The sequence below is a fragment of the Acidipila sp. EB88 genome (assembly GCF_003858395.1).
Taxonomy (GTDB): Bacteria; Acidobacteriota; Terriglobia; order Terriglobales; family Acidobacteriaceae; genus EB88.
On the sequence record NZ_QWEV01000005.1, the window covers coordinates 113013 to 132062 of the forward strand.

The 19050-nt window shown below is 60.6% G+C and carries 13 protein-coding genes; 3 read left to right on the top strand and 10 right to left on the bottom strand.

From position 1 onward, the window contains the following. The first annotated feature begins 22 nt into the window (after positions 1-22). Both D1Y84_RS18070 and D1Y84_RS01495 read left to right on the top strand, forming a co-directional pair. Positions 23-823 (top strand): biopolymer transporter Tol, encoded by an 801-nt coding sequence (locus D1Y84_RS18070; protein ID WP_199726338.1) that lies wholly within the window; start codon positions 23-25, stop codon positions 821-823. A gap of 80 nt (positions 824-903) precedes the next feature. Then, positions 904-1788, top strand: coding sequence for a ThuA domain-containing protein (locus D1Y84_RS01495; RefSeq protein WP_233580949.1), 885 nt, complete (start codon positions 904-906; stop codon positions 1786-1788). 16 nt (positions 1789-1804) lie between these two features. Here D1Y84_RS01495 and D1Y84_RS01500 read toward each other — a convergent pair whose 3' ends face one another. From D1Y84_RS01500 to D1Y84_RS01535, 8 genes are all read right to left on the bottom strand, one after another. Then, on the bottom strand, positions 1805-3007 hold the full coding sequence (locus tag D1Y84_RS01500) for a triacylglycerol lipase (RefSeq protein ID WP_124846930.1): 1203 nt from the start codon (positions 3005-3007) through the stop codon (positions 1805-1807). A gap of 197 nt (positions 3008-3204) precedes the next feature. Beyond that, positions 3205-5292, bottom strand: a complete 2088-nt coding sequence (locus tag D1Y84_RS01505) for a S9 family peptidase (protein ID WP_124846931.1) — start codon at positions 5290-5292, stop codon at positions 3205-3207. A 198-nt stretch (positions 5293-5490) separates the two neighbouring features. Next, the gene (locus tag D1Y84_RS01510) at positions 5491-6342 is read right to left on the bottom strand and encodes a protein-glutamate O-methyltransferase CheR (RefSeq protein ID WP_124846932.1); all 852 of its coding nucleotides are present in this window, start codon (positions 6340-6342) and stop codon (positions 5491-5493) included. Then, the gene (locus D1Y84_RS01515) at positions 6339-7472 is read right to left on the bottom strand and encodes a chemotaxis response regulator protein-glutamate methylesterase (RefSeq protein WP_199726339.1); all 1134 of its coding nucleotides are present in this window, start codon (positions 7470-7472) and stop codon (positions 6339-6341) included. The genes D1Y84_RS01510 and D1Y84_RS01515 overlap by 4 nt, the downstream gene beginning before the upstream one ends. Positions 7473-7565: 93 nt before the next feature. Continuing rightward, on the bottom strand, positions 7566-9401 hold the full coding sequence (locus D1Y84_RS01520) for a methyl-accepting chemotaxis protein (protein WP_124846933.1): 1836 nt from the start codon (positions 9399-9401) through the stop codon (positions 7566-7568). 12 nt (positions 9402-9413) lie between these two features. Continuing rightward, complete coding sequence (locus tag D1Y84_RS01525; protein ID WP_124846934.1) at positions 9414-9884, bottom strand: chemotaxis protein CheW; 471 nt, start codon at positions 9882-9884, stop codon at positions 9414-9416. Next, the gene (locus D1Y84_RS01530) at positions 9868-12690 is read right to left on the bottom strand and encodes a hybrid sensor histidine kinase/response regulator (protein ID WP_158615259.1); all 2823 of its coding nucleotides are present in this window, start codon (positions 12688-12690) and stop codon (positions 9868-9870) included. Before D1Y84_RS01530 ends, D1Y84_RS01525 begins: the two co-directional genes overlap by 17 nt. 343 nt (positions 12691-13033) lie before the next feature. Beyond that, positions 13034-14083: a LacI family DNA-binding transcriptional regulator gene (locus D1Y84_RS01535; protein ID WP_124846936.1), complete on the bottom strand. Its 1050-nt coding sequence runs from the start codon at positions 14081-14083 to the stop codon at positions 13034-13036. Between the two features lie 241 nt (positions 14084-14324). Here D1Y84_RS01535 and D1Y84_RS01540 point away from each other — a divergent pair, with 241 nt between their 5' ends. Beyond that, positions 14325-15434: an aldose epimerase family protein gene (locus tag D1Y84_RS01540; protein ID WP_124846937.1), complete on the top strand. Its 1110-nt coding sequence runs from the start codon at positions 14325-14327 to the stop codon at positions 15432-15434. A 90-nt stretch (positions 15435-15524) separates the two neighbouring features. On the opposite strand, the gene D1Y84_RS01545 is transcribed toward D1Y84_RS01540, so the two are convergent. Together D1Y84_RS01545 and D1Y84_RS01550 are read right to left on the bottom strand one after the other, a co-directional pair. Continuing rightward, the gene (locus D1Y84_RS01545; RefSeq protein WP_124846938.1) at positions 15525-17198 is read right to left on the bottom strand and encodes an alpha-N-arabinofuranosidase; all 1674 of its coding nucleotides are present in this window, start codon (positions 17196-17198) and stop codon (positions 15525-15527) included. 347 nt (positions 17199-17545) lie between these two features. Continuing rightward, positions 17546-18964: a TonB-dependent receptor gene (locus D1Y84_RS01550; protein ID WP_124846939.1), complete on the bottom strand. Its 1419-nt coding sequence runs from the start codon at positions 18962-18964 to the stop codon at positions 17546-17548. Between the last annotated feature and the right edge of the window lie 86 nt (positions 18965-19050).

Genomic DNA, 19050 nt, shown 5'->3' on the forward strand with positions numbered 1-19050 from the left:
TAACTTCCTTGAGGTCCGCGCGATGATCGCTCCCCCCATCGATCCCCCTACCCGACGTACACTCTCAGCTGCCCTGTTTGCCCTCGTGCTCGGCGTGGGCGCACACGCGGCGCACGCGCAGTCCACCACTCCCCCGGCAGTGCCGGAGTGGGCGCTGCCCGGCTCGTCCACGCATACCCAGGTGCCGCCTCCGCCCGGCTTTCATCGCCCGGCCCTCACCATCCACGCGCCTATCGGCATCTTCCAGGGACAAACAGACGTGGGAACCGCCGTCGTTCCAGGCAGCGCTGGCTTCGACCCAGCAAGCCGGCAGTACACCATTCACTCCGCCGGCTACAACATCTGGTACACCCGCGACGAGTTCCGCTTCCTCTGGACGAAGATGTCAGGCGACGTCTCCCTTGCAGCCGATGCGTCGTTCCCCGACCCGGAGGGCTACAACGACCGCAAGGCCGTGCTCGTGATCCGCCAAAGCCTGGACGACGACGCCATGGAAGCCGTGGTCGGCGAGCATGGCACCGGCATGATCCACCTGGCGGAGCGGGACACGCAGGGCGGCACGATGAAAGACGCACAGTTCCGCTTCGGTGGCACCCTCGCCAACGTCAAGGCCAGGCGCATCGGCATCGAGAAACGCGGTGATGCCATTGCGATCCTGATCTCGCTACAGGGCGAACCGATGCATCCCTACGGCCCGCCCATTACCCTGCACTTCCAGGAGCCTTTTTACGTCGGCATCGGCTTCTGTTCGCACCTGCCAGCGAAGGTAGACACCGCTGTCTTTTCCAACGTTGCACTCGACAATGCTGCTGGGAAGTTCTAACGTCCGGCGCAGCGGGTCTACCGGCAACGCCGATCCCTGCTCATTCGGTTCACCACGTTCATGCACGTTAGGAGACCTGCTTGCGCTCTCGATTCCGCTCTACCATCGCACCCTTGCTTCTCGGCATTTTCGCCGTGCTGCTTGCGGCCTGCAGCGCGTGGGGGCAGACCCAGTTACCCTCTCATGATGCGTTGCCGTCGCCCTTCCACGCCAAGCCCACACACCTCAAGCATGTGCTTGTGATCGGGGAGACCAAAGGGTGGGAGCACGATTCCGTATCCGCCACCATGGACGCCGTTTACACCATGGGCAAAGACAGCGGCTTGTGGGACACCACTATGCGCACCGATGCCGAGCTGCTCACCCGGAAAGATCTTGGCCGGAACGCCAGGAATCTCAACTACTTTGACGTCCTGGTCTTTGCCAGCACCACCGGCGAGCTGGACATGGACGCCAGCCAGAAGCAGGACATGCTCGCCTTCATCAGGGACGATGGCAAGGGATTCGTCGGCATCCATGCCGCGCTCGACACCAACTACACCTGGCCGGAGTACGGCGAGATGATCGGCGGGTGGTTCGACCAGCACCCATGGGGAACCTTCGACGCACCCATCGTGAACGAAGATCCTGCCTTCCCCGCCGTGCGCCATCTTCCAAAAGAGTTCGTGAAGTACGACGAGATCTACCAGCCCAAAACTTGGGCGCGCGCCAATGTCAACGTGCTGCTCAGCCTTGACGCTTCGCGCCTTGACTTCGCCGACAACCCGCGCATCCATCGCGACGATCACGACTTTGCAGTGGCCTGGTGCAAGATGTACGGCAAGGGACGCGTCTTTTATTCCACGCTGGGTCATACAGAAGAGTCCTGGCAGGACCCGGATATACGCACCATGTACTACGAAGCCATCAAGTGGGCACTCGGACTTACGGACGGCAGCACGCAGACGCACCCACAGCCAAGATAATTGTGTCCCCCGTCCGTTAGTGAACGGGCTCGCGAAGAGGAACCTGGCGATCGATCAAGAACTCGACCTGCAAAGACGCATGGGCACCGGCAAGGCACACCAGGAGCTTTTTCCCCGGCCCTTCAAAGCTGTAATTGACGTGCGCAACCCCGTTCGGATCCACCTTGAAGACCATAGGCGGATCGGGAAAAACGTTGCGCACGTTGGAAGTATCGCTGAGGGAGGCGGTCGCGGAGATCACCCGCTCGTGGAGCGTGCTGTCGAGCCAGATCGGGACCTGCACGTCAGGGTTGGCGTTGCGCTGGTTGCAGCCTGCTTCCAGGCCCTTGACGACGTTCTCCCGGGTCACGATCTGGTCATCGAAAACAGGATTGTCGTGATACACGCGGCGAAAGAAGTCATAAGCGGCGGCATTGCGATCAAGAGGCTTGATCATGTGGATGTGATCGGCCGGTATCTCTTGCGGCGGGGTGGTGACGTCACAACCATAGGTTGCGCTGAAGTAGCCGACAACGCGCGTGTGCGGCTTCAGGTAGCGAATGATGCCATTCTCGGGAGCCGTGTCCTGCGCCTCGTACGCGCAGAAGCGATGAATGCTGTTGACGGTGACGCTGCTTCGCCAGCGGTTCTCTAACTGCGTAAGAAACGCGTTATCGGCAGCGTCGCTCAGGTCGTTCAGCAACGGGTCCTTGTCGTAAAGCGCGGCGACGCGGGCCACGGTGGAGCCCTCGTGCGGAGTGCCGTACGAGACGATAAAGCGCACCCTGGCAGCATCGGCAGGGTGACGCAGCAACATTTCTTCAACCAGGATGCCGCCCAGGCTGTGGGCGATAAAGACCACCTCTCGATGGTCCCAGACATGGTTCTTCCGGAGCGTCTGCCAGAGGGCGTCGGCCAGCTGCACGCTGGACATTTTGCCATTGGACGAGGGTGACGGGTACTCGGCCACCACTGTGTCCGAGTACGCGAAATGCGGATCAGTCCTGATCAGGTCAGGCCAGTAGGCGCCGGTGGATGCCCGCCAGGAGTCACGGTTGCCGTGCAGACCATGCACAAACACGATCACGCGCGGATGTCCGACTGGCGGCGCGACGCTCTGCTGCGCAGCGACCTGCAGCGGCAACACGCCTTGTGGAGCACTCGCGGCGACCGCGGCTTGCGCGGAAAGCCCGACCAGGCAACAGAAGAGGAGGAGTCGGTGGAGGAGGAAAGGGCGCATGGTCGCTTCTGCCAGTATCGCAGGCGGGGCGTCGCCCCTGGCTCTGGTGCAGCCTCACCCGGCACGGTCTGGTAATGCCTGGCGGCCCCCGCGCGCTGATCAGGATGCTGACATGCCCGAGGATAGGCTGCGCAATGCGCTGATCACCGGATCGGCGGCTTACCTGCTCGCCTGTGGAGCCTGCACAGGCTTCCCGGCTACTTCAAGTACTTCCTGAAGAACGCAATGATCCGTTGCCGCGCGTCATAGCCATGCCAGGGTTCGGTGGATGGCATCCCGTAGATTCCGACGCTGAGTGGTCCGTGGTTCTCGCGCGGGTACGTCACCAGGTCCACCGGTACGCCCTCCTGCCGCAGTGCTCGGTACATCTCCTGCGCCTGCCCAAGCGGGTCCGTTGTATCGGCTTCGCCCTGCAACAACAGGAAGGGCGTCTTTGCGTGTGCAGCACCCGAGAGCGGACTCTGCCGCCATGCGTCTTCCGGGTGCTCCCATGGCTTCCCGTAGTACCAGCGGTCGTACCAGCTGCCGCTTTCTGTCCCATATTCGCTCTGCTGATCGATCACGGGCGCGGCACTCACGATGGCCTTGAAGCGCGTCGTCTTGCCCTCGACAAATGCGGCCATTTCGCCGCCGTAGCTGTAACCCAGCAGCGCCATGCGGTCCGGATCGATAGGTTCGGCCTTCAGCACGGCATCCACGCCTGCCATGATGTCCCGATAGTCCGCCCCGCCCAGGTCATTGTGGTTGGCTGCTGCAAACTGCGCGCCCAAGCCGGTGCTTCCACGAGGATTCGTCTCGAGTACGGCCCAGCCCTGCCCCAGCATGAAGTCGACAAAGGGCGAAAAGTTGTCCGCGTAGGCACCCAGCGGGCCGCCGTGTACCTCGACCACTAACGGCACCTTGCCATGCTCAGCCTCAAGGGGCAGATAGAGCAAACCCTGGATTGTGAGCTTCTCGTTGGTCCACGTCAGACGCTTGGGAGCTGGCGCCATCTTCACGCCGTCCGGCATCATCTTCGGCGTCTTCAGCACCTGCATCTTCGCTGCAAGGGATGAGGCGTAGAACAGCGTGGGCCCACGCCCGCCGCCGGCGCCCAGCAACACCCAGCCGGTCTCCTCGGCATTGGTCACTGCGGAGTTCACCGTCGGAGTCGGCAGTTTCACCGACTCGGGCGCGCCGTCGGCGGCGAAGTGCAGCAATGTTGTGTCGAAGCCGTTTTCAGCAAGCTGAACCGTGCGGGCACCACGCAGCGCGATCGGGCCCTGGCTGCCTATCGTTCCCCTGGTCTCGTCTGCGAGTTCGCGCGTCTGCTTCGTTGCCAGCGTGTACTCGAAAACCGAGGCGAACCCCGGCGGCGCATCCTGCTTCGCCTGCGCCAGGTACAGGATCCGCTGCCCATCTGCGCTCCACGTTGCCTCGTGAATCGTAGGGGGCAGGTCCCGCACGGCCATCGGGCGATCGAGATCTGTCATCGCCAGCCGCCACGCCGATATCGAGGGCTTCAGGTCTCCCTGCTCGTTCGGCTCGTCTGCCAGCACCAGGAGTTCCTTGCCGTCCTTCCGCCAGGCCACGTCCTTGACATCGGGCAGCACACCTGTTTTCGCGAGCTTCCCGCTTGCCACGTCCAGCAGGTACAGCCGATCACCATGCGCATCATGGTCGACCCAATGCGCATCCGCCTTCGCATCTTCCTCTTTCTTCTCGCCGACCGTCTGGGGATCATGCGCCACGATGGCGATCATCCTGCCGTCCGGTGCCACCGCGAAGCTGTTCACTCCGAGCGGGCGTTCCTCCGGCGTTGCGCTGTCTGCGGGAGTTGGCGCACCCGGCTTCGCCGGCGGAACGGCATCGGTTCGCCTGGACGCATCGACGGTGGGCGCTGTCTTGAGATCGAACACCTTTGCCTCGCCACCATTCATTGGGAGGCGATACAGCGCACTCTGCTCACCTCGGTGCGCAAGAAACAGGATGCTTTGTCCGTCCGGCATCCACTCACCGCCATGTTCCCCATTGTGATCGCTGTCGGGAGAGAAGGTCAGCTGCCGCGCCTCGCCATCGCCCTCAGTCGCAACCACCCACACATGTTCTTTGCCGCCGTCGGCCGTCGCCTCGCGCACAGAGAACAGCACCTGCCTGCCATCGGGCGAGAGCTTCGGCTCGCTCATGGTCCGGTAGTGCCGCAGTTGCTCATTGTCCGGATATCTCGGAGAAGGCTGCTGTGCCACCGACAAGGGAGCATGCGTCAGCCATGCAATACAGACAAGACCCACGATTCCAAAGCGCATACTCACAATGTACCTGCCGTTTCCACTTATCGCCGCACAGTCGGCGTCGATGGATAGTGGTTCAGCTGCGTCTCCACTCAAGGCTGAAACTCAGCCCGAACTGCTTCGGCCACACCTGTTCCATGGGACCGCCCGACCAAGCTTCTTTCTGCAGCGTCGACGGCGTCAGCCTCCGCTCACGGCAAGCACGGCCCCAAGTCACCTTACTTCACCCGCATAGAATGTGGCACCGCCGATCACCGTGCGCTGAAGTGCCATCTGATTCCCGGCAAGCGTCTCTGCACATCCGAGCGCCAGCATCGCGTTCGCTGAGAGCGCCCGTCGCAGCTTGCGCAAAATGAGCGCCTTCGTGTCTGCATCGAAATAGATCAGAACGTTCCGACAAAAGATCAAGTCGAACAGGCCGAGATGCCTGGCGTCGTTTCGGAGATCAAACTCTTCAAAGCGAACCAGGTCACGAATTTCATTCCGGATCTGCCACTCCACACCGTCTGGGATGAAGTACCTGGAAAGGAACTGCGCAGGCAAACCCCGCTTCACTTCGAACGGGAGATACCTGCCCTTGCGGGCCCGTTCCAGAGCATGAGCCGACAGATCAGTTCCCACGATCTCTACATCGTGCTGGGTGGCTCCGAGATCCCGCAGCACCATTGCGATGCTGTAGGCTTCCTGACCCGTGGACGCCGCAGCCGACCAAATTCTTATCCGCCGCCCTGCGGAGGCTGCCGAAAGCAGGGCTGGCAGGATGGTCTGGCGCAGAGCATCAAACATAGGAACATCGCGGAAAAACAACGTCTCATTAGTTGTCATCGCATCAATGACTAGCTTGGACAGGACCCGGGATTCGTTCGCTGCAAGAAGGGCGGTGAGCGCATCGAGGGATTCGATCTTGTGCTCTCGGAGAACAGGCACAAGCCTTGCCTCTAACAGGTACCGCTTGTCCTCCTCGATCACGATCCCGGACTCGGCATGGATATACCTTTGCAGGAAGGCGTAGTTCTGCGGTGAAAGCCTGGTCGCAGAGGATTGATCACCATAAGGTATGTTCATATGTGCCTCATGATGGCAGGACACATCTCCTGTAAAGGCACCACCGCATCCGCGAGTTGCGCCGCGACAACCGCTCCCGGCATGCCCCAGACGACACTGGTTCGCTGGTCCTGCGCGAACACCCTCGCCCCTCGCCCTTTGAGCGCCCTGGCTCCTTCAAGCCCGTCCTGACCCATGCCCGTCAACACCACCGCTAGCGTTGCGCCGCCATAGACCTCGGCTACGGATCGGAACAGCACATCCACAGCCGGGCGACAGGAGTTCTCATGCGGATCCTGGCTTAAGGCAACGGCGGGTACCCCGGCACGTGAGACCACCCGCATATGGTAGTTACCTGGCGCTATGATGGCGCATCCTGGAACAACCTCCATGCCGTCCACGCCCTCCTTTACTGGGATCTGACTCAGCTTTGACAAGCGCTCAGCGAGCATTTGCGTAAACAACGGCGGCATATGCTGAACGATTAGAATGGGCAGACGGAAGCCTGCCGGTATGCGCGGCAGCAAATCTGCCAGCGCGACCGGTCCACCTGTAGAAACCCCAATCGTCAGCACCCGCGGCCGATCAAGAGAAAGTTCGCGATACGTGCTCTGCGAGGTACCTTGCGCCACGTATACGGTTTGTCGCTCCGCAGGATTCGCGCTGCCTGGCTTCTTGCCGGCGCGCTTCGTAGCGATTGCCTTGACTTTCGCGAACAGGCTGTCTTTCAAACTGTCATAAGCGTGTGCGTTCATCTCGCCGCTATGCTGCTTTGTGACGTAGTCATCCGCCCCACTCAGGAGAGCGTCGATCGTGATCGAAGCACCCTGCGCGGTGAGACTGCTGCACATGATCACCCGCACCTCGGGATGTCTCTCCTTGATCAAGCGGAGTGCTTCCAGCCCTCCAAGCACTGGCATTTCTATATCGAGCGTCACGATGTCAGGCTTGAGAATAGCGACCTTATCAAGAGCCTCTGCGCCGTTTCGGGCCGAGCCGGCCACTTCGCACAATGGATGGTCGGACAGGATACGAGAGATAAGCTGTCTCATCACCACGGAGTCATCGACCACCAGAACACGAAGCGCATCGGGTTCACGAGCGGTTCCATCGACACAGCTGACGCGCCTTGTGCTCATTTCGTGTGTCAAGCTGCATCTCCATTCCGGGCTTCACTTTCTGAAGCCCTTATTAACTGTTCCAGGTTCGCCCGCTGCACGGCATCCGCAAGCCGCCGCATTGACTTAAATGGTGAATCGATTCACCAGGAGTTGCAGCTGTGAAGCCATTGCCGTAAGGGCGCTCGCCGCAGTCTGCGTGTCCCTTGCTCCGTCCGTGGCTTGCTCCGTTGCCCGTGCCACGTGTCCGATACTCTGCGCAATCTCACTGGTGCCGCGAGCCGCGTCCGACACGTTTCGACCAATCTCGTTGGTGGTTGCGGTTTGTTGCTCGACCGCGGACGCAATCGTGCTGGATATGTCATTGACCTGCGTGATGATTTCACTTACATCCGCAATGGCCTTCACGGCAGCTTTTGTATCGGCCTGGATCGCTTCAATCTTCTGGCCGATTTCCTCCGTTGCCCTTGCCGTTTCCTTGGCCAGCTCCTTGACCTCGTTGGCAACCACGGCGAATCCCTTGCCAGCTTCTCCCGCGCGGGCGGCTTCAATCGTTGCGTTCAGCGCGAGAAGGTTGGTTTGTTGAGCGATCGAGGTGATGACCTTGATAACTTTTCCAATCTCCTGGCTGGATGCGCCGAGCTTGCTGATCGTGTAATTGGTTTCGTCGGCCATGGTGACCGCAGCCTTTGCTACACGCGATGCCTCCGTGGCACTCTTGGAGATCTCTTTGATAGAAGCCAGCATCTCCTCCGAGCTGGCCGCGACGATGCTGACATTTGTGGATACCTGTTCGCTGCTCGAAGAAACACCATGAGCCTGCTGTGCAGCTGCCTGCGAGCTGTTTGCCAGCTGCTGGCTGATCGCGGACAGCTCCTCCGAGGAGGAAGCCACACCCATAGCTGTCTGGCGAATACTACTCACGCTGTCTTTCATGTCTGCGAGGAGTCGCTCGAGCCCGGCTGCCATCTGACCCGCAGCGTCGTCACCCTGCACGGTGATCTGCTGCGTAAGATCCCCTTGCGCGGCTGCGGCCACCACTTTGAGGAGGTGTGACACCTTGGCCTGCAGAGTCGCCGCGGCCTCTTTTTCGCGCAGGTCTGCATTTTGCCGATCAACGCGCGCGGCCACTTGGGCTGTGGAATCTGTCGCGAACTTCACAACCTTGCAGACGTTTCCTTCCAGATCGCGAATGGGGTTGTAGGTGGCTTGGATCCAGACTTCTCTCCCGTGCTTGCCGACGCGCTTGAACTCGTCCGAATGAAATTCGCCGCGTCGAAGCTTTTCCCAAAAATCCTCGTACGCCTGGGACTTCCCGTAGCTCTCCTCGACGAACATGCGATGATGCTGCCCTCTCACCTCTTCCAGCGTGTACCCGAGCACGCTCAGGAAGTTACCATTCGCGCGAACGATGGTCCCATCGAGAGCGAACTCGATAACCGCCTGGGACCTATCGATCGCGCTGAGCTGGCTTTGATAATCCGCATCCTGCTGCTGCTGCCGCGTAATGTCGATAGCTACTTTGACAACTTTGTGCGGGCGACCTTCTGCTGTGAAGACAGGGATATAGCTGGCCTGCAGCCAAAGGGGCTCGCCTCGCTTGCTTACCCGACGGTAGATCCCCGAAAGGAACTCGCCACCGTTCAGGCGAGCCCAGAAGTCGCGATATTCCTGCGAAGCCCGGTAGTGCGGATCGACAAATATTCCATGATGCTGGCCCTTGATCTCGCCGAGGGCATAGCCAGTCACCTGGAGAAAGTTCTCATTCGCCGCAAGCACTATCCCGTCCAGTGAGAACTCGATCAGAGCCTGTGCGCGACCGATAGCTGCCAGCAACGTGGAAGGGTCGCTGCGCACAGCCTGTTCTTTCGTCTTGGCCGCATTTCGGGCAGCAGGCTTCTTTGATTTCATACGGGGTTGTGCAACAGCAACAGGTACAGCAGGCATCGTGGTAGCAGGCATGGACGACCTTTCCTAGGCGCTGATCTGGGAGATGGGGTTGCAGGCATTCAGCAACAGGCGTTCGGTGTTGAGAATCAGGAGCAGTTCGTGCGGCAGCGTATAGATACCGGCGACAAGCTCCTTCTGGTTTGCAGGCAGATTGTCAGGGGGTAAGCCAAATACCGCCGCGGAAGTCTCGATAACATCCCCGATGTCATCTACCAGGAGACTGACGGAGGCATCCTGGGATTGAATAACAACGTTCATCGGTCGCGTGCCAACGGGGCGTCTGGGAAGACCTAGGCTTTTTCGCATATCGAGAGCGATCACGATCTGCCCACGCAGATTGATCAAGCCTTCGACCGCATACGGAGCCAGCGGCACGACGGTCATCTCCTGGTAGCGAAGCACTTCCTGCACGGTCACCACTTCGATGCCGAGCAGCAGTGTACCCACTCGAAACGTAGAGAACTGTTTGCCTTCAGAGTTATCGCGTGCAAACATGCTGACCTCCTTGCTGCTGCAGTGAGCGTTTAGGCGCTGACGCGATCGCTTCCAGCAGGCCGGCTCGGTCTCCCCGCTCGACGTGTTTGTCGATGCCGCGGAGCGCAAGATCCGGGTTTGCAGCACCTGACAGGACGATGATGGGAGCTGTTTCAAGCTGCAGGGCCTCCAGCAGCGCACCGCATTCGGGGTCGCGGGAAGTATCCAGCAGGTCGTACGCAGCGAGGATCGCGCTTGGCTCGGTGTGCTCCAGGTGTGCCTGCAATTCGTCTAGGGTGGATGCAGACAGGATGCGATATCCAGCCACCGCGAGATAGCTCTGCGTCAATTCGCGTGCCAGCCCCGGTCTCTCGACAAGCAGGATGGTTGGCGTCGGCCGGGAAACCCTTTCGTCCTGTGCCAACCAGTGATCGTCCGCTGCCTCTAGAACCGCTTCAAGATCGAGAAGATCCACGATGCCGTCCGCAAGTATTCCGGAGCCAAGTATCCAGGAAGCCGCCGATGGACGCACCATCGTGACGGGGTCGGTGACAATATCGATGATCTGGTCCACCACCAAACCCAGCCGCCTGGCACCACTGCTGAACACGATGACCTGAAGAGTTGTCGTCTTGTCGACCTCCAGACCCCGGGTATGCGTACCGGGGAAAGCAATCAGGGGGAGGATGCCTTCGCGGTAATACACGGCTGGCATTCCGCCCGCTTTTTCTATCTGCGAGCAAGCCACCTCTTCCAACCGGTCCACAAACGACAGGGGCACGGCGATGCGTGGGTAAGCACCGGCGCTGAACAGGAGCAGGGTCTGTGGAGTGCCGGACCCTGCGGTTTTTTTCGCGACTTCAGCTATGGCCGGCCGCCCTTGGGAACTTAGGCCTGCGAGCCTGGCCAGGCCACCCACATCCAGAATGAGCGCGGGGCGTCCGTCGCCCATGATGGTGGCGCCGACGTAGCAGGTAAGACTCTTTAACTGGCGCCCGAGCGGTTTTACCACGATCTCCTGGGTGTCGCAGATGGCATCCACCACCACGCCCAGCCTGCGATTCTCTGCCTGCAGAACAACGATGTTCACGCCCTCGCTGTCTCCGCAACGATCCGGCTTGTTGAGTATCTGGTCGAGGTACACGAGCGGCAGCAGTTCATCCCGGTGGTGAAGCACAGGGGTACCGTGCACGTGATTGATTCTTTTTGCGACATCCTGGGCCTCCACCCGAACGAGTTCCAGCAGGTTTGCCTGCGGGATGACGAAGCGCTCCTCAGAGGTCCAGGCGCTGTGCCCCTCCCGCGACTCTGCACCCCCTTTCAGCGTCACGATCAGACCCGGAATGATGGCAAGCGTAAGAGGAATTTTTATGCGGACCGTGGTGCCACCCTCGCCCCGATTCTGCACGTCCACGCTGCCACCGATCTTCTCGATGTTGGTCTTCACAACATCCATTCCGACACCCCGGCCGGAGATGCTGGTCACCTGGCTGGCGGTCGAGAAACCTGGCTGAAAGATGAGATGGATCGCTTCTCTCTCGGAGAGTCCGGCAGCCTGCTCCGGGCGGATCAGGCCTTTTTCTATCGCTTTCTCTTTCACCCGCCCGGGGTCGATACCAGCCCCATCGTCGCTGATTTCAATGTTGACGACGCCGCCCTCGTGGTAAGCCCGCAGCAGCAGGCTGCCTCTCGGCGCTTTTCCCTTCGCCATGCGCGTGGCCATGGGTTCAATCCCGTGGTCACACGAGTTCCTCACGATATGTGTGAGCGGGTCCTTGATCGCTTCTATGATCGTTTTGTCGAGCTCGGTATTGGCACCTTCCATCTCAAGATGGATCTGTTTTCCGCACTGCGATGCCAGGTCGCGCACAACGCGCGGCAACTTGTTCCAGACCACGCCGATCGGCTGCATGCGCGTCTTCATGACGCCTTCCTGCAGTTCACTCGTGATCAGGTTCAAACGCTGGCATGTCTGCTGCAGAACCGGGCTTTGAAGATTCGCATCCTGCAGGAGCTGGTTCCGCGCAAGCACAAGCTCGCCTACCAGGTTGATCAGCCGATTCAGCAGCGCTACATCCACCCGGATGGTTGATTCCGCCAGGAGTGCATCGCGCGTGCCATCTTTTGATGAGGCTGCTTCCTTGGAGACATTGAGAGGTTTTGCACCGACCTCGATCTCTACAGAGTGCCTGTTGTCTGCATCGTCTGCTCTCACTCCGGAGCTGCCAGCAGCCGCACTCCACTCCGTGGGTGTTCCCGCTCCCGGCTCCGTCGCGCTGTCGTGGCCAAACTCCAGGCTGGGCTCGACCGGCTGCCGGAGTGAATCCTGATCCGGCTGCTGGTTCGACGCAGGCTGCCTGCTTTGACCAGCCTCCGCTAGGCCACGCACAAAACCATTCTGATCCTGCCGGGCCCCCGCGTCGCTCCTGTTGCTGCCGGCTCCCGGCTCATGGAACTCCCGTTCGAGTCGCTCCTTGATCGAAGGGTTCAACCCGGCTGTGTCCCTGCCGGTCTGCTCGATGGAGCGGATCAGAGCCTTGACCTCATCCACGCCTTCAAGCACGAGCGTGATCAAAGCGGGAGAAAGGGTGCGTTTGCCCTCGCGCACCTGCCCCAGGATGTTCTCGATCACGTGCGTAACGGCCCCAAGATTGTCATACCCGAAGAAGCCGCAGGTTCCCTTGATGGTGTGGATCGTGCGGAACGCGCTCGACACAAGCTCTGGATCGTCGGGCGCTTTCTCGAGATGCACGATGTCCTGATCAAGCAACGTGAGGTTCTCGTTGCTCTCGATCAGGAACTCGCGAATCTCTTCGTCGAATTGCACAGGGTTCTCCGCTCGCGAAGCCTCCCTTTGCGAGGGACTTTCCTGTCGCTCCATCCAGGCTGCGCAGGTTGCTTGCTCACAGGTTTATCGGCCTGGAGCTGAATTGCGAACAGATGATTTTGGTAACCCGTTCTTTACTTCTAAACTGGCGCGGCGCTGGACTCCACGCTAAGGTTGCGGGTTCGACTTTCCCGCTGCAATCCGATGCGTACAGTACGTCGAAAGATCATGCCGCTCACTCTGTGAGCGCGGGTCCCGCGCAAATGAGCACAGAACATGCGGCCTCCCAAACACGTGGAAGGCACGCTCCGGGCGAAGCGTCAGCAGGCGAAGGTGGAACCAATCAGGCGCGAACTCCCGGCCTCGGACCGGTTGTCTGCCGCACAACCAGCGTTGTGGGAACGCTCGCGGTTTTCACCGCAGCCGTTTCCCCGGGTCGAATATGTTGCACCAGGTTGACCACCGCGGCATGCGCCAGGTCCTGGCAGGCCATCCGGATCGTGGTCAGCGGCGGGATCGTATAAGCAGCAAGATAGATGTCATCGAATCCCACGAGAGAAAAGTCCCGGGGCACCTGGCGCCCTGACTCGAACAATCCATGCTGCACGCCAATGGCTGTCATGTCGTTCGAGCAGATGATGGCGGTGGGCTGATCCTTCAGCTCCAGGATGCTGTTAATCGCCGAGCGTCCCCCACTCAGCGTGTGGTCACCCCGAATCATCCATTCCTTGCGACATGGCAGCTTTGCCGCACGCAGGCTCTCCTGGAAGGCGCGGCGGCGCTCCCCGGCCGAGTGAAGCCGTGCCGGTCCGCTGATAAAGGCAATGGCTTCGTGGCCCAGCTCTGCCAGGTGCTGTACGGCTTCGCGGATTCCCTTCCGATAATCCACCTCGATCGTGGAGGTGCGCGCGTAGGATGGCGCCAGGTCCACGAAGACAGAAGGAACGTTGTTCGCAGCAAAGGCTTCCAAAGCGCCTTCGTCAATGCCGAACGTCATGATGGCGACGCCCTCCACCTTGCGCTCGAGCATCCGTCGAACGCATTGCGTCATCTTCGTACGGTCATAGCTGGTGGAAGCAATCAGCAGTTCGTAGCCACGCTCCACGGCCTTGCGCTCGAACTCCTGGATCAGCTCCGGGAAGAACGGGTTGGTGATCTCGGAAACGATCAACCCGAGGATGCGGCTCCGCCCGGAGACTAGGGCGCGAGCCTGCGTATTGGGCACATACTTGAGCTTCTTGGCAGCCTTCCAGACGCGCGCTGCCATGTCCTTGTCGACTGTGGTGACGCCGTTGAGCGTGCGGGAAACAGTTGCAATCGACACCCCGGCGAGGGCGGCAACCGCGTGTATATCAAATCTCTTGGTTCCCGCGCTTTTGGCGATACGTACCATCTTGCGACCTTTACCCAGGCTTTCCACGCGACACTGCGCGCTGCGCTACGTTCCCATGCAGAACACACATGCTTGAAGATGACCATACCAACTTTTCGCACCGGGCTTCCCCTGCGTATGCGCAATCGCGAGCGCGCGCATGCAGGACGCCTGTATTGTGGAACACGTGCCAGGGGCGCACGCCTGTTCCCCTGGGTTGCTAACGAGCTTTCCCCAATCGACCGAAACACATGGAGGTGCAATGAAACGCTTACTAGGTACGGCTGTTTTGCTCATTGCGAGCACAGCGGCGCAGGCTTCCGTCCATCAAGAAAGCTGGGGAACCGCGAGCAGCGGAGCGCCCGTCACCCTGTACACGCTCAGCGATGCGGACCTCACCGTGCGCATCACCAACTATGGCGCGCGCATCGTGAGCATTGCCGCTCCTGACCGGCACGGGAACAAGGCAGATGTGGTGCTTGGCTACAAGAACCTGAGCGATTATGAAGCCGATAAAAAGACCTACTTCGGAGCGGTCGTGGGGCGTTACGGCAACCGCATCGCACACGGAACGTTTTCGCTCAACGGCAAGCAGTACCATGTGCCGGTTAACGATGGCGCCAATGCCCTGCATGGCGGCTCCGTGGGCTTTGATAAGAAAGTGTGGCAGGCCAAGCCGCTGGCAGACGGGGTGGAGCTGACGCTTGTCTCGCCCGATGGCGACATGGGGTTCCCCGGCCAGTTGACCGCGCATGTGCGCTACACGCTGGCTGGCCATGCGCTGCACATCGATTACAGCGCGACCGCCAGCGCACCTACTGTTCTGAACCTGACGAACCACTCCTACTTCAACCTCGCGGGCGAGGGCAGCGGGACCATCCTCGGGCAGCAGATCATGATTCAGGCAAAGAGTGTCACACCCGTCGATGCCGGCCTGATTCCGACGGGAACGCTGCAGGCAGTAGCCGGCACGCCGTTCGACTTCAGCAAGCTCACCGCCATCGGCGCGCGTATTGATGTGGCCAATGAGCAGTTGAAGCGAGCCGGCGGCTACGACCATAACTTCGTCCTCAGCGGCGGCAGCAGCGCGCAGCCTCATCTCGCTGCAAAAGTGGTGGATCCATCAAGCGGACGCACACTGACCGTGAGCACCACGCAGCCCGGCGTGCAGTTTTATTCCGGCAACTTCCTTGCAGGCGCAACCACCGGGATCTCGGGAGTGAAGTACCAGAAGCATGCCGGGTTCTGCCTGGAAACCCAGCATTTTCCGGACTCTCCGAACCACCCCGCTTTCCCGACGACAACCGTCCTCCCCGGACAGACCTTCCACTCCAGCACGATCTTTACGTTCGGGGTCGACGCCGGCACGTAGCCGCCTGCCGCACCCTGCTCGCTCCTCAGTGAAGCAACAGAAAGGCCGGTGCCCGAGGCACCCGCCTTTCTGTTGCCGTGAAGCGATCGACTAGGTAAGCTGCACGCTCAGCTTCACCACCGACGAGGGTGGAAACACAAAGCTCAACGTCGATCCGCTCACCTTCACCTCCGCTGTCCGGGTTTGCACGTTGTTGGGCTCGGCGAAAGTATTGTGCGTGTGCACGTCCGCGCCTCCGCCCAGCACCTGCGCCGTGGCGGCGCTTGCGGTGGCCCCTCCACGCAGCAGGATCTGTGTATCCAGCGCGTCGGTCAGGTGCGGGTTGACCACGGTGAGCGTCAGCGTATTCCCCTGCCGCGAGGCAGACCCGTTCAGGCCCCAGAGCTGCGCATCCCTGCCCTCGCTTTCCGGCGCAACGGCTTCGTCCCCCACGGGGCTCAGCGTCCGCTTGATCGCGGTTCTTGGATAGTGAATCGCCGGCGCTGAGAACTCCACCCGCACTCCCTGGCCACCCATGTGGTCCTTGTACATGTCGAAGACATTGAAGACCGGCGTGGTGATGAACTGGTCCTCGTGCGACAGGAACAACGAGTCGATGCAGTTGATCAGCTGCGCGCATGCCGCCATTGCGACCTTCTCCGGGTTGCGGTTGAAGATATCCAGCGTCAACGCGGTCATCACCCCATCGCGCACGGTAAGCTGCTGCCCCAGCACATGCGAAGGGTCCACCTTGGTATCGCTGAACCGGTACCAGGGACCGTACTCGTCCACGATCAGCTTGACTTGGTGCTCGCGATCGTGAACGCCCATCGCGGTCCAGTGGTCGTTCATGATCTTTTCCATGCGATCAGCCAGCGAGTAGCCCGGGTACACATCGCCCGCCTTGAAGGCCAGCGCCTCCGGCAGATCGGTGTAATAGTGCAGCGACCAGCCGAACGGCGCCTTGATCTTGCGCTTGCCGAACACGTTCTCGAAGAAGCCCTGGGTCCACTCCACGTCGTCCTGGTTCGGGCCCGATGCAATGAGGTTCAAATCCACCCCGTAGCGCGGCACCCAGGCCGTGTATCGCCGGTACTCTGACGCATACTCATCGGGAGTGAACGTGCCGCCGCAGCCCCAGCTCTCGTTGCCAACGCCCCAGTACTTCACGTTGTACGGCTCGCGGGTTCCGCCTGCCGCGCGCACATCCGCGTACGTGCTGCTGCCTGCGGGCGAGTTACAGTACTCCACCCACTGGTCAAACACGTACGCCGGCAAACTGCGCACGTTTGCCGCAAGGTACGGCTCTGCGCCAGACAGCTTGCAGAAGCGCACAAACTCGTCGGTGCCAAACTGGTTGGGGTCGAAGTTGCCGGGGCCGAGCGGCGCGGTGCCCTTGGAGTCGCGATCATCCACCCAGAAGTCCGTGCGCTTCGGCCGCTTGTCGCGCGGGCCCACGCCATCTCTCCAGTCGTAGCTGTCCGCGAAACACCCGCCCGGCCAGCGCACAGCAGGCGCCTTAATCTGGCGCAATTTATCGATAAGCGCCGTGCGGATCCCCTGCGTGTTGGCAATCTTGGATTTCTCGCCGACCCACACACCGTCGTAGATCACGGCGCCCAGCTCTTCTGTGAAATGGCTATAGATGAACGGGGAGATCGTGCCCAGCGGGGTGTCGAGCAATACTTCGATGTGTGCGTCTGCGCTGGCTGCGTGTGCCTTCGGCTGTATCAGAAAGGCTGCACCTGCGAATGCCCCGGCTTTGATGAAGTCACGTCTCTGCATAAATTCCTGGAATCCTGTGCGCCCGAATTGGCGTCTTGCTCTTGGATCATGGGGCCATGGACACGCAGCCTGGTCAGCTACCAGGCCGCACATTGCCAGCACGACTCACCGCGGGCACAAGGCCAGCAGTGCTTCTTCTCAGAGCCCGGGGCGCACAAAGCCGGAACACGCCCTGGTTCAGCCGCGGACCACCATCTCGGCACGGGGAAACGTTTTCCAGCATAGCCTACCCTTTTTCGGCTCCCGGGAGAAATACTCCCGGGAAGAAGCACGTGTCAAGGAAGTTGCACCGTTACCTCGATGGCAACGGCACACGCCGCAGTGGGCGGTTCGCGTTGGGACCGGGGCTAATCCTCACTCGCTCCATCGCGATAGCCAAAGAAATGACGCCGCTTCACAATCTCGGCGATCTCGGGCGGCACCATGGACGTCCAGCTCGCGTCCTTGTTCTTGATTCGCTGCAGCACGTCGCGCGAAAGAATGGGAAGCGCGCTCTCGTCGTACTCATCCAGTTGCTGGATCTTGCCGCCTTCCACTACATGGCGATAAAGATTCTGCATCGGCGACTGCAGGTCGAGTGTGTCGACCTTGTGTACCTTGCCGCTGACCGGGTCGAGCCACGGGTACACATAGATGCGCAGGTCCGCGGTGAAGAGCCGGCCAAAGCCCTCCAGGATGCCTCCTTCCAAGCCGCTGTACAGCTTCTCCACGAACAGTTCACGCACACTGGGCACGCCCATCACTAGCGCGACTGGTTCGGTGGTAAACAGCGCGATCCACGAGGCCAGGCGGTGATAGTCGAAGTAGTCCGAGATCAGCACAATCTTGCCCGTGGCCGCGATCAGGTCGGCCCGCGCCAGAAAGTCATCCAGATCGAGCGCGCCGGTGGCGAGCAGGTTGCGCATGTTGAGCTCCATCAGTTCCACGATGGTCTCTTCACCGCACTGCAGATCCGCCGCGAAGCGACGATGCGCGCTTTGCAGCATGTCCACATTGACGCGGGTCACCGGGCGGAAGCTGCCCCGCTCAATCAACACCGGCCGCTTGCGCAGGATCTCCGCCGGCTGCAGTACCTTGCCCGACGGATCAAACATGGCCGCGCCACTCAGTCCCAGTTGCACCAGCTTCAGGCTCGCCACGCGGTTATCCACCTGCCGGAACTCGATGCCTGAGAACACGGCCATGTCCACTTCGATCCGGTGCGTGGTCAGGTTGTCCAGCAACGACTCCAGCATCTTTTCCGGGTCGTGCGAAAGGTAAAAGCAGGCATACAGCAAATTCACGCCGATGATGCCCAGCGCTTCCTGCTGCAGGCCGTTCTCCTGGTCCAGCATGCGCACATGCAGAATTAGTTGGGAGTCTTCATCGCGTGGCCGTGCCTGGAACTTCACGCCCATCCATCCGTGACACTCGTTGTTGCCTTTGTAACTTCTCGCCGTGACGGTATCGGCGAAGGCGAAAAACGAAGTCACGTTCTCCTTGGTATCGCGCAGACGCTCAAGGTTCAGGGAGTGCTCGTGATCCAGCATGTTCTGCAGGCGTTCGCGTGAAACATAGCGCTTGGCACGACCATAGATCGCGTCGCTCACGGCCATGTCGTAGGCCGAGATTGACTTGGCAATTGTGGACGCCGCGCCGCCCACCCGAAAGAACCAGCGCGCCACCTCCTGGCCTGCGCCGATCTCGGCGAAGGTGCCGTAACGACGGTGATCAAGGTTGATCTGGAATGCTTTCTCGCGGGTCGTGATCTTCACTTCTTGCGTCATCCAGCACCTGCCATGGAGTCTTGCGCGGGCGCGTTTCCCGTGGAACCACGCTCGCCAGTCGCACCCGTTATACCCCATGCGTTCTC

Excerpts from the sequence above, each read along its gene's own strand:
- D1Y84_RS18070 (WP_199726338.1), top strand. The coding sequence starts at position 23 with ATGATCGCTCCCCCCATCGATCCCCCTACCCGACGTACACTCTCAGCT.
- D1Y84_RS01500 (WP_124846930.1), bottom strand. The coding sequence starts at position 3,007 with ATGCGCCCTTTCCTCCTCCACCGACTCCTCCTCTTCTGTTGCCTGGTC.
- D1Y84_RS01505 (WP_124846931.1), bottom strand. The coding sequence starts at position 5,292 with ATGCGCTTTGGAATCGTGGGTCTTGTCTGTATTGCATGGCTGACGCAT.
- D1Y84_RS01510 (WP_124846932.1), bottom strand. The coding sequence starts at position 6,342 with ATGAACATACCTTATGGTGATCAATCCTCTGCGACCAGGCTTTCACCG.
- D1Y84_RS01520 (WP_124846933.1), bottom strand. The coding sequence starts at position 9,401 with ATGCCTGCTACCACGATGCCTGCTGTACCTGTTGCTGTTGCACAACCC.
- D1Y84_RS01525 (WP_124846934.1), bottom strand. The coding sequence starts at position 9,884 with ATGTTTGCACGCGATAACTCTGAAGGCAAACAGTTCTCTACGTTTCGA.
- D1Y84_RS01535 (WP_124846936.1), bottom strand. The coding sequence starts at position 14,083 with ATGGTACGTATCGCCAAAAGCGCGGGAACCAAGAGATTTGATATACAC.
- D1Y84_RS01540 (WP_124846937.1), top strand. The coding sequence starts at position 14,325 with ATGAAACGCTTACTAGGTACGGCTGTTTTGCTCATTGCGAGCACAGCG.
- D1Y84_RS01545 (WP_124846938.1), bottom strand. The coding sequence starts at position 17,198 with ATGCAGAGACGTGACTTCATCAAAGCCGGGGCATTCGCAGGTGCAGCC.
- D1Y84_RS01550 (WP_124846939.1), bottom strand. The coding sequence starts at position 18,964 with ATGACGCAAGAAGTGAAGATCACGACCCGCGAGAAAGCATTCCAGATC.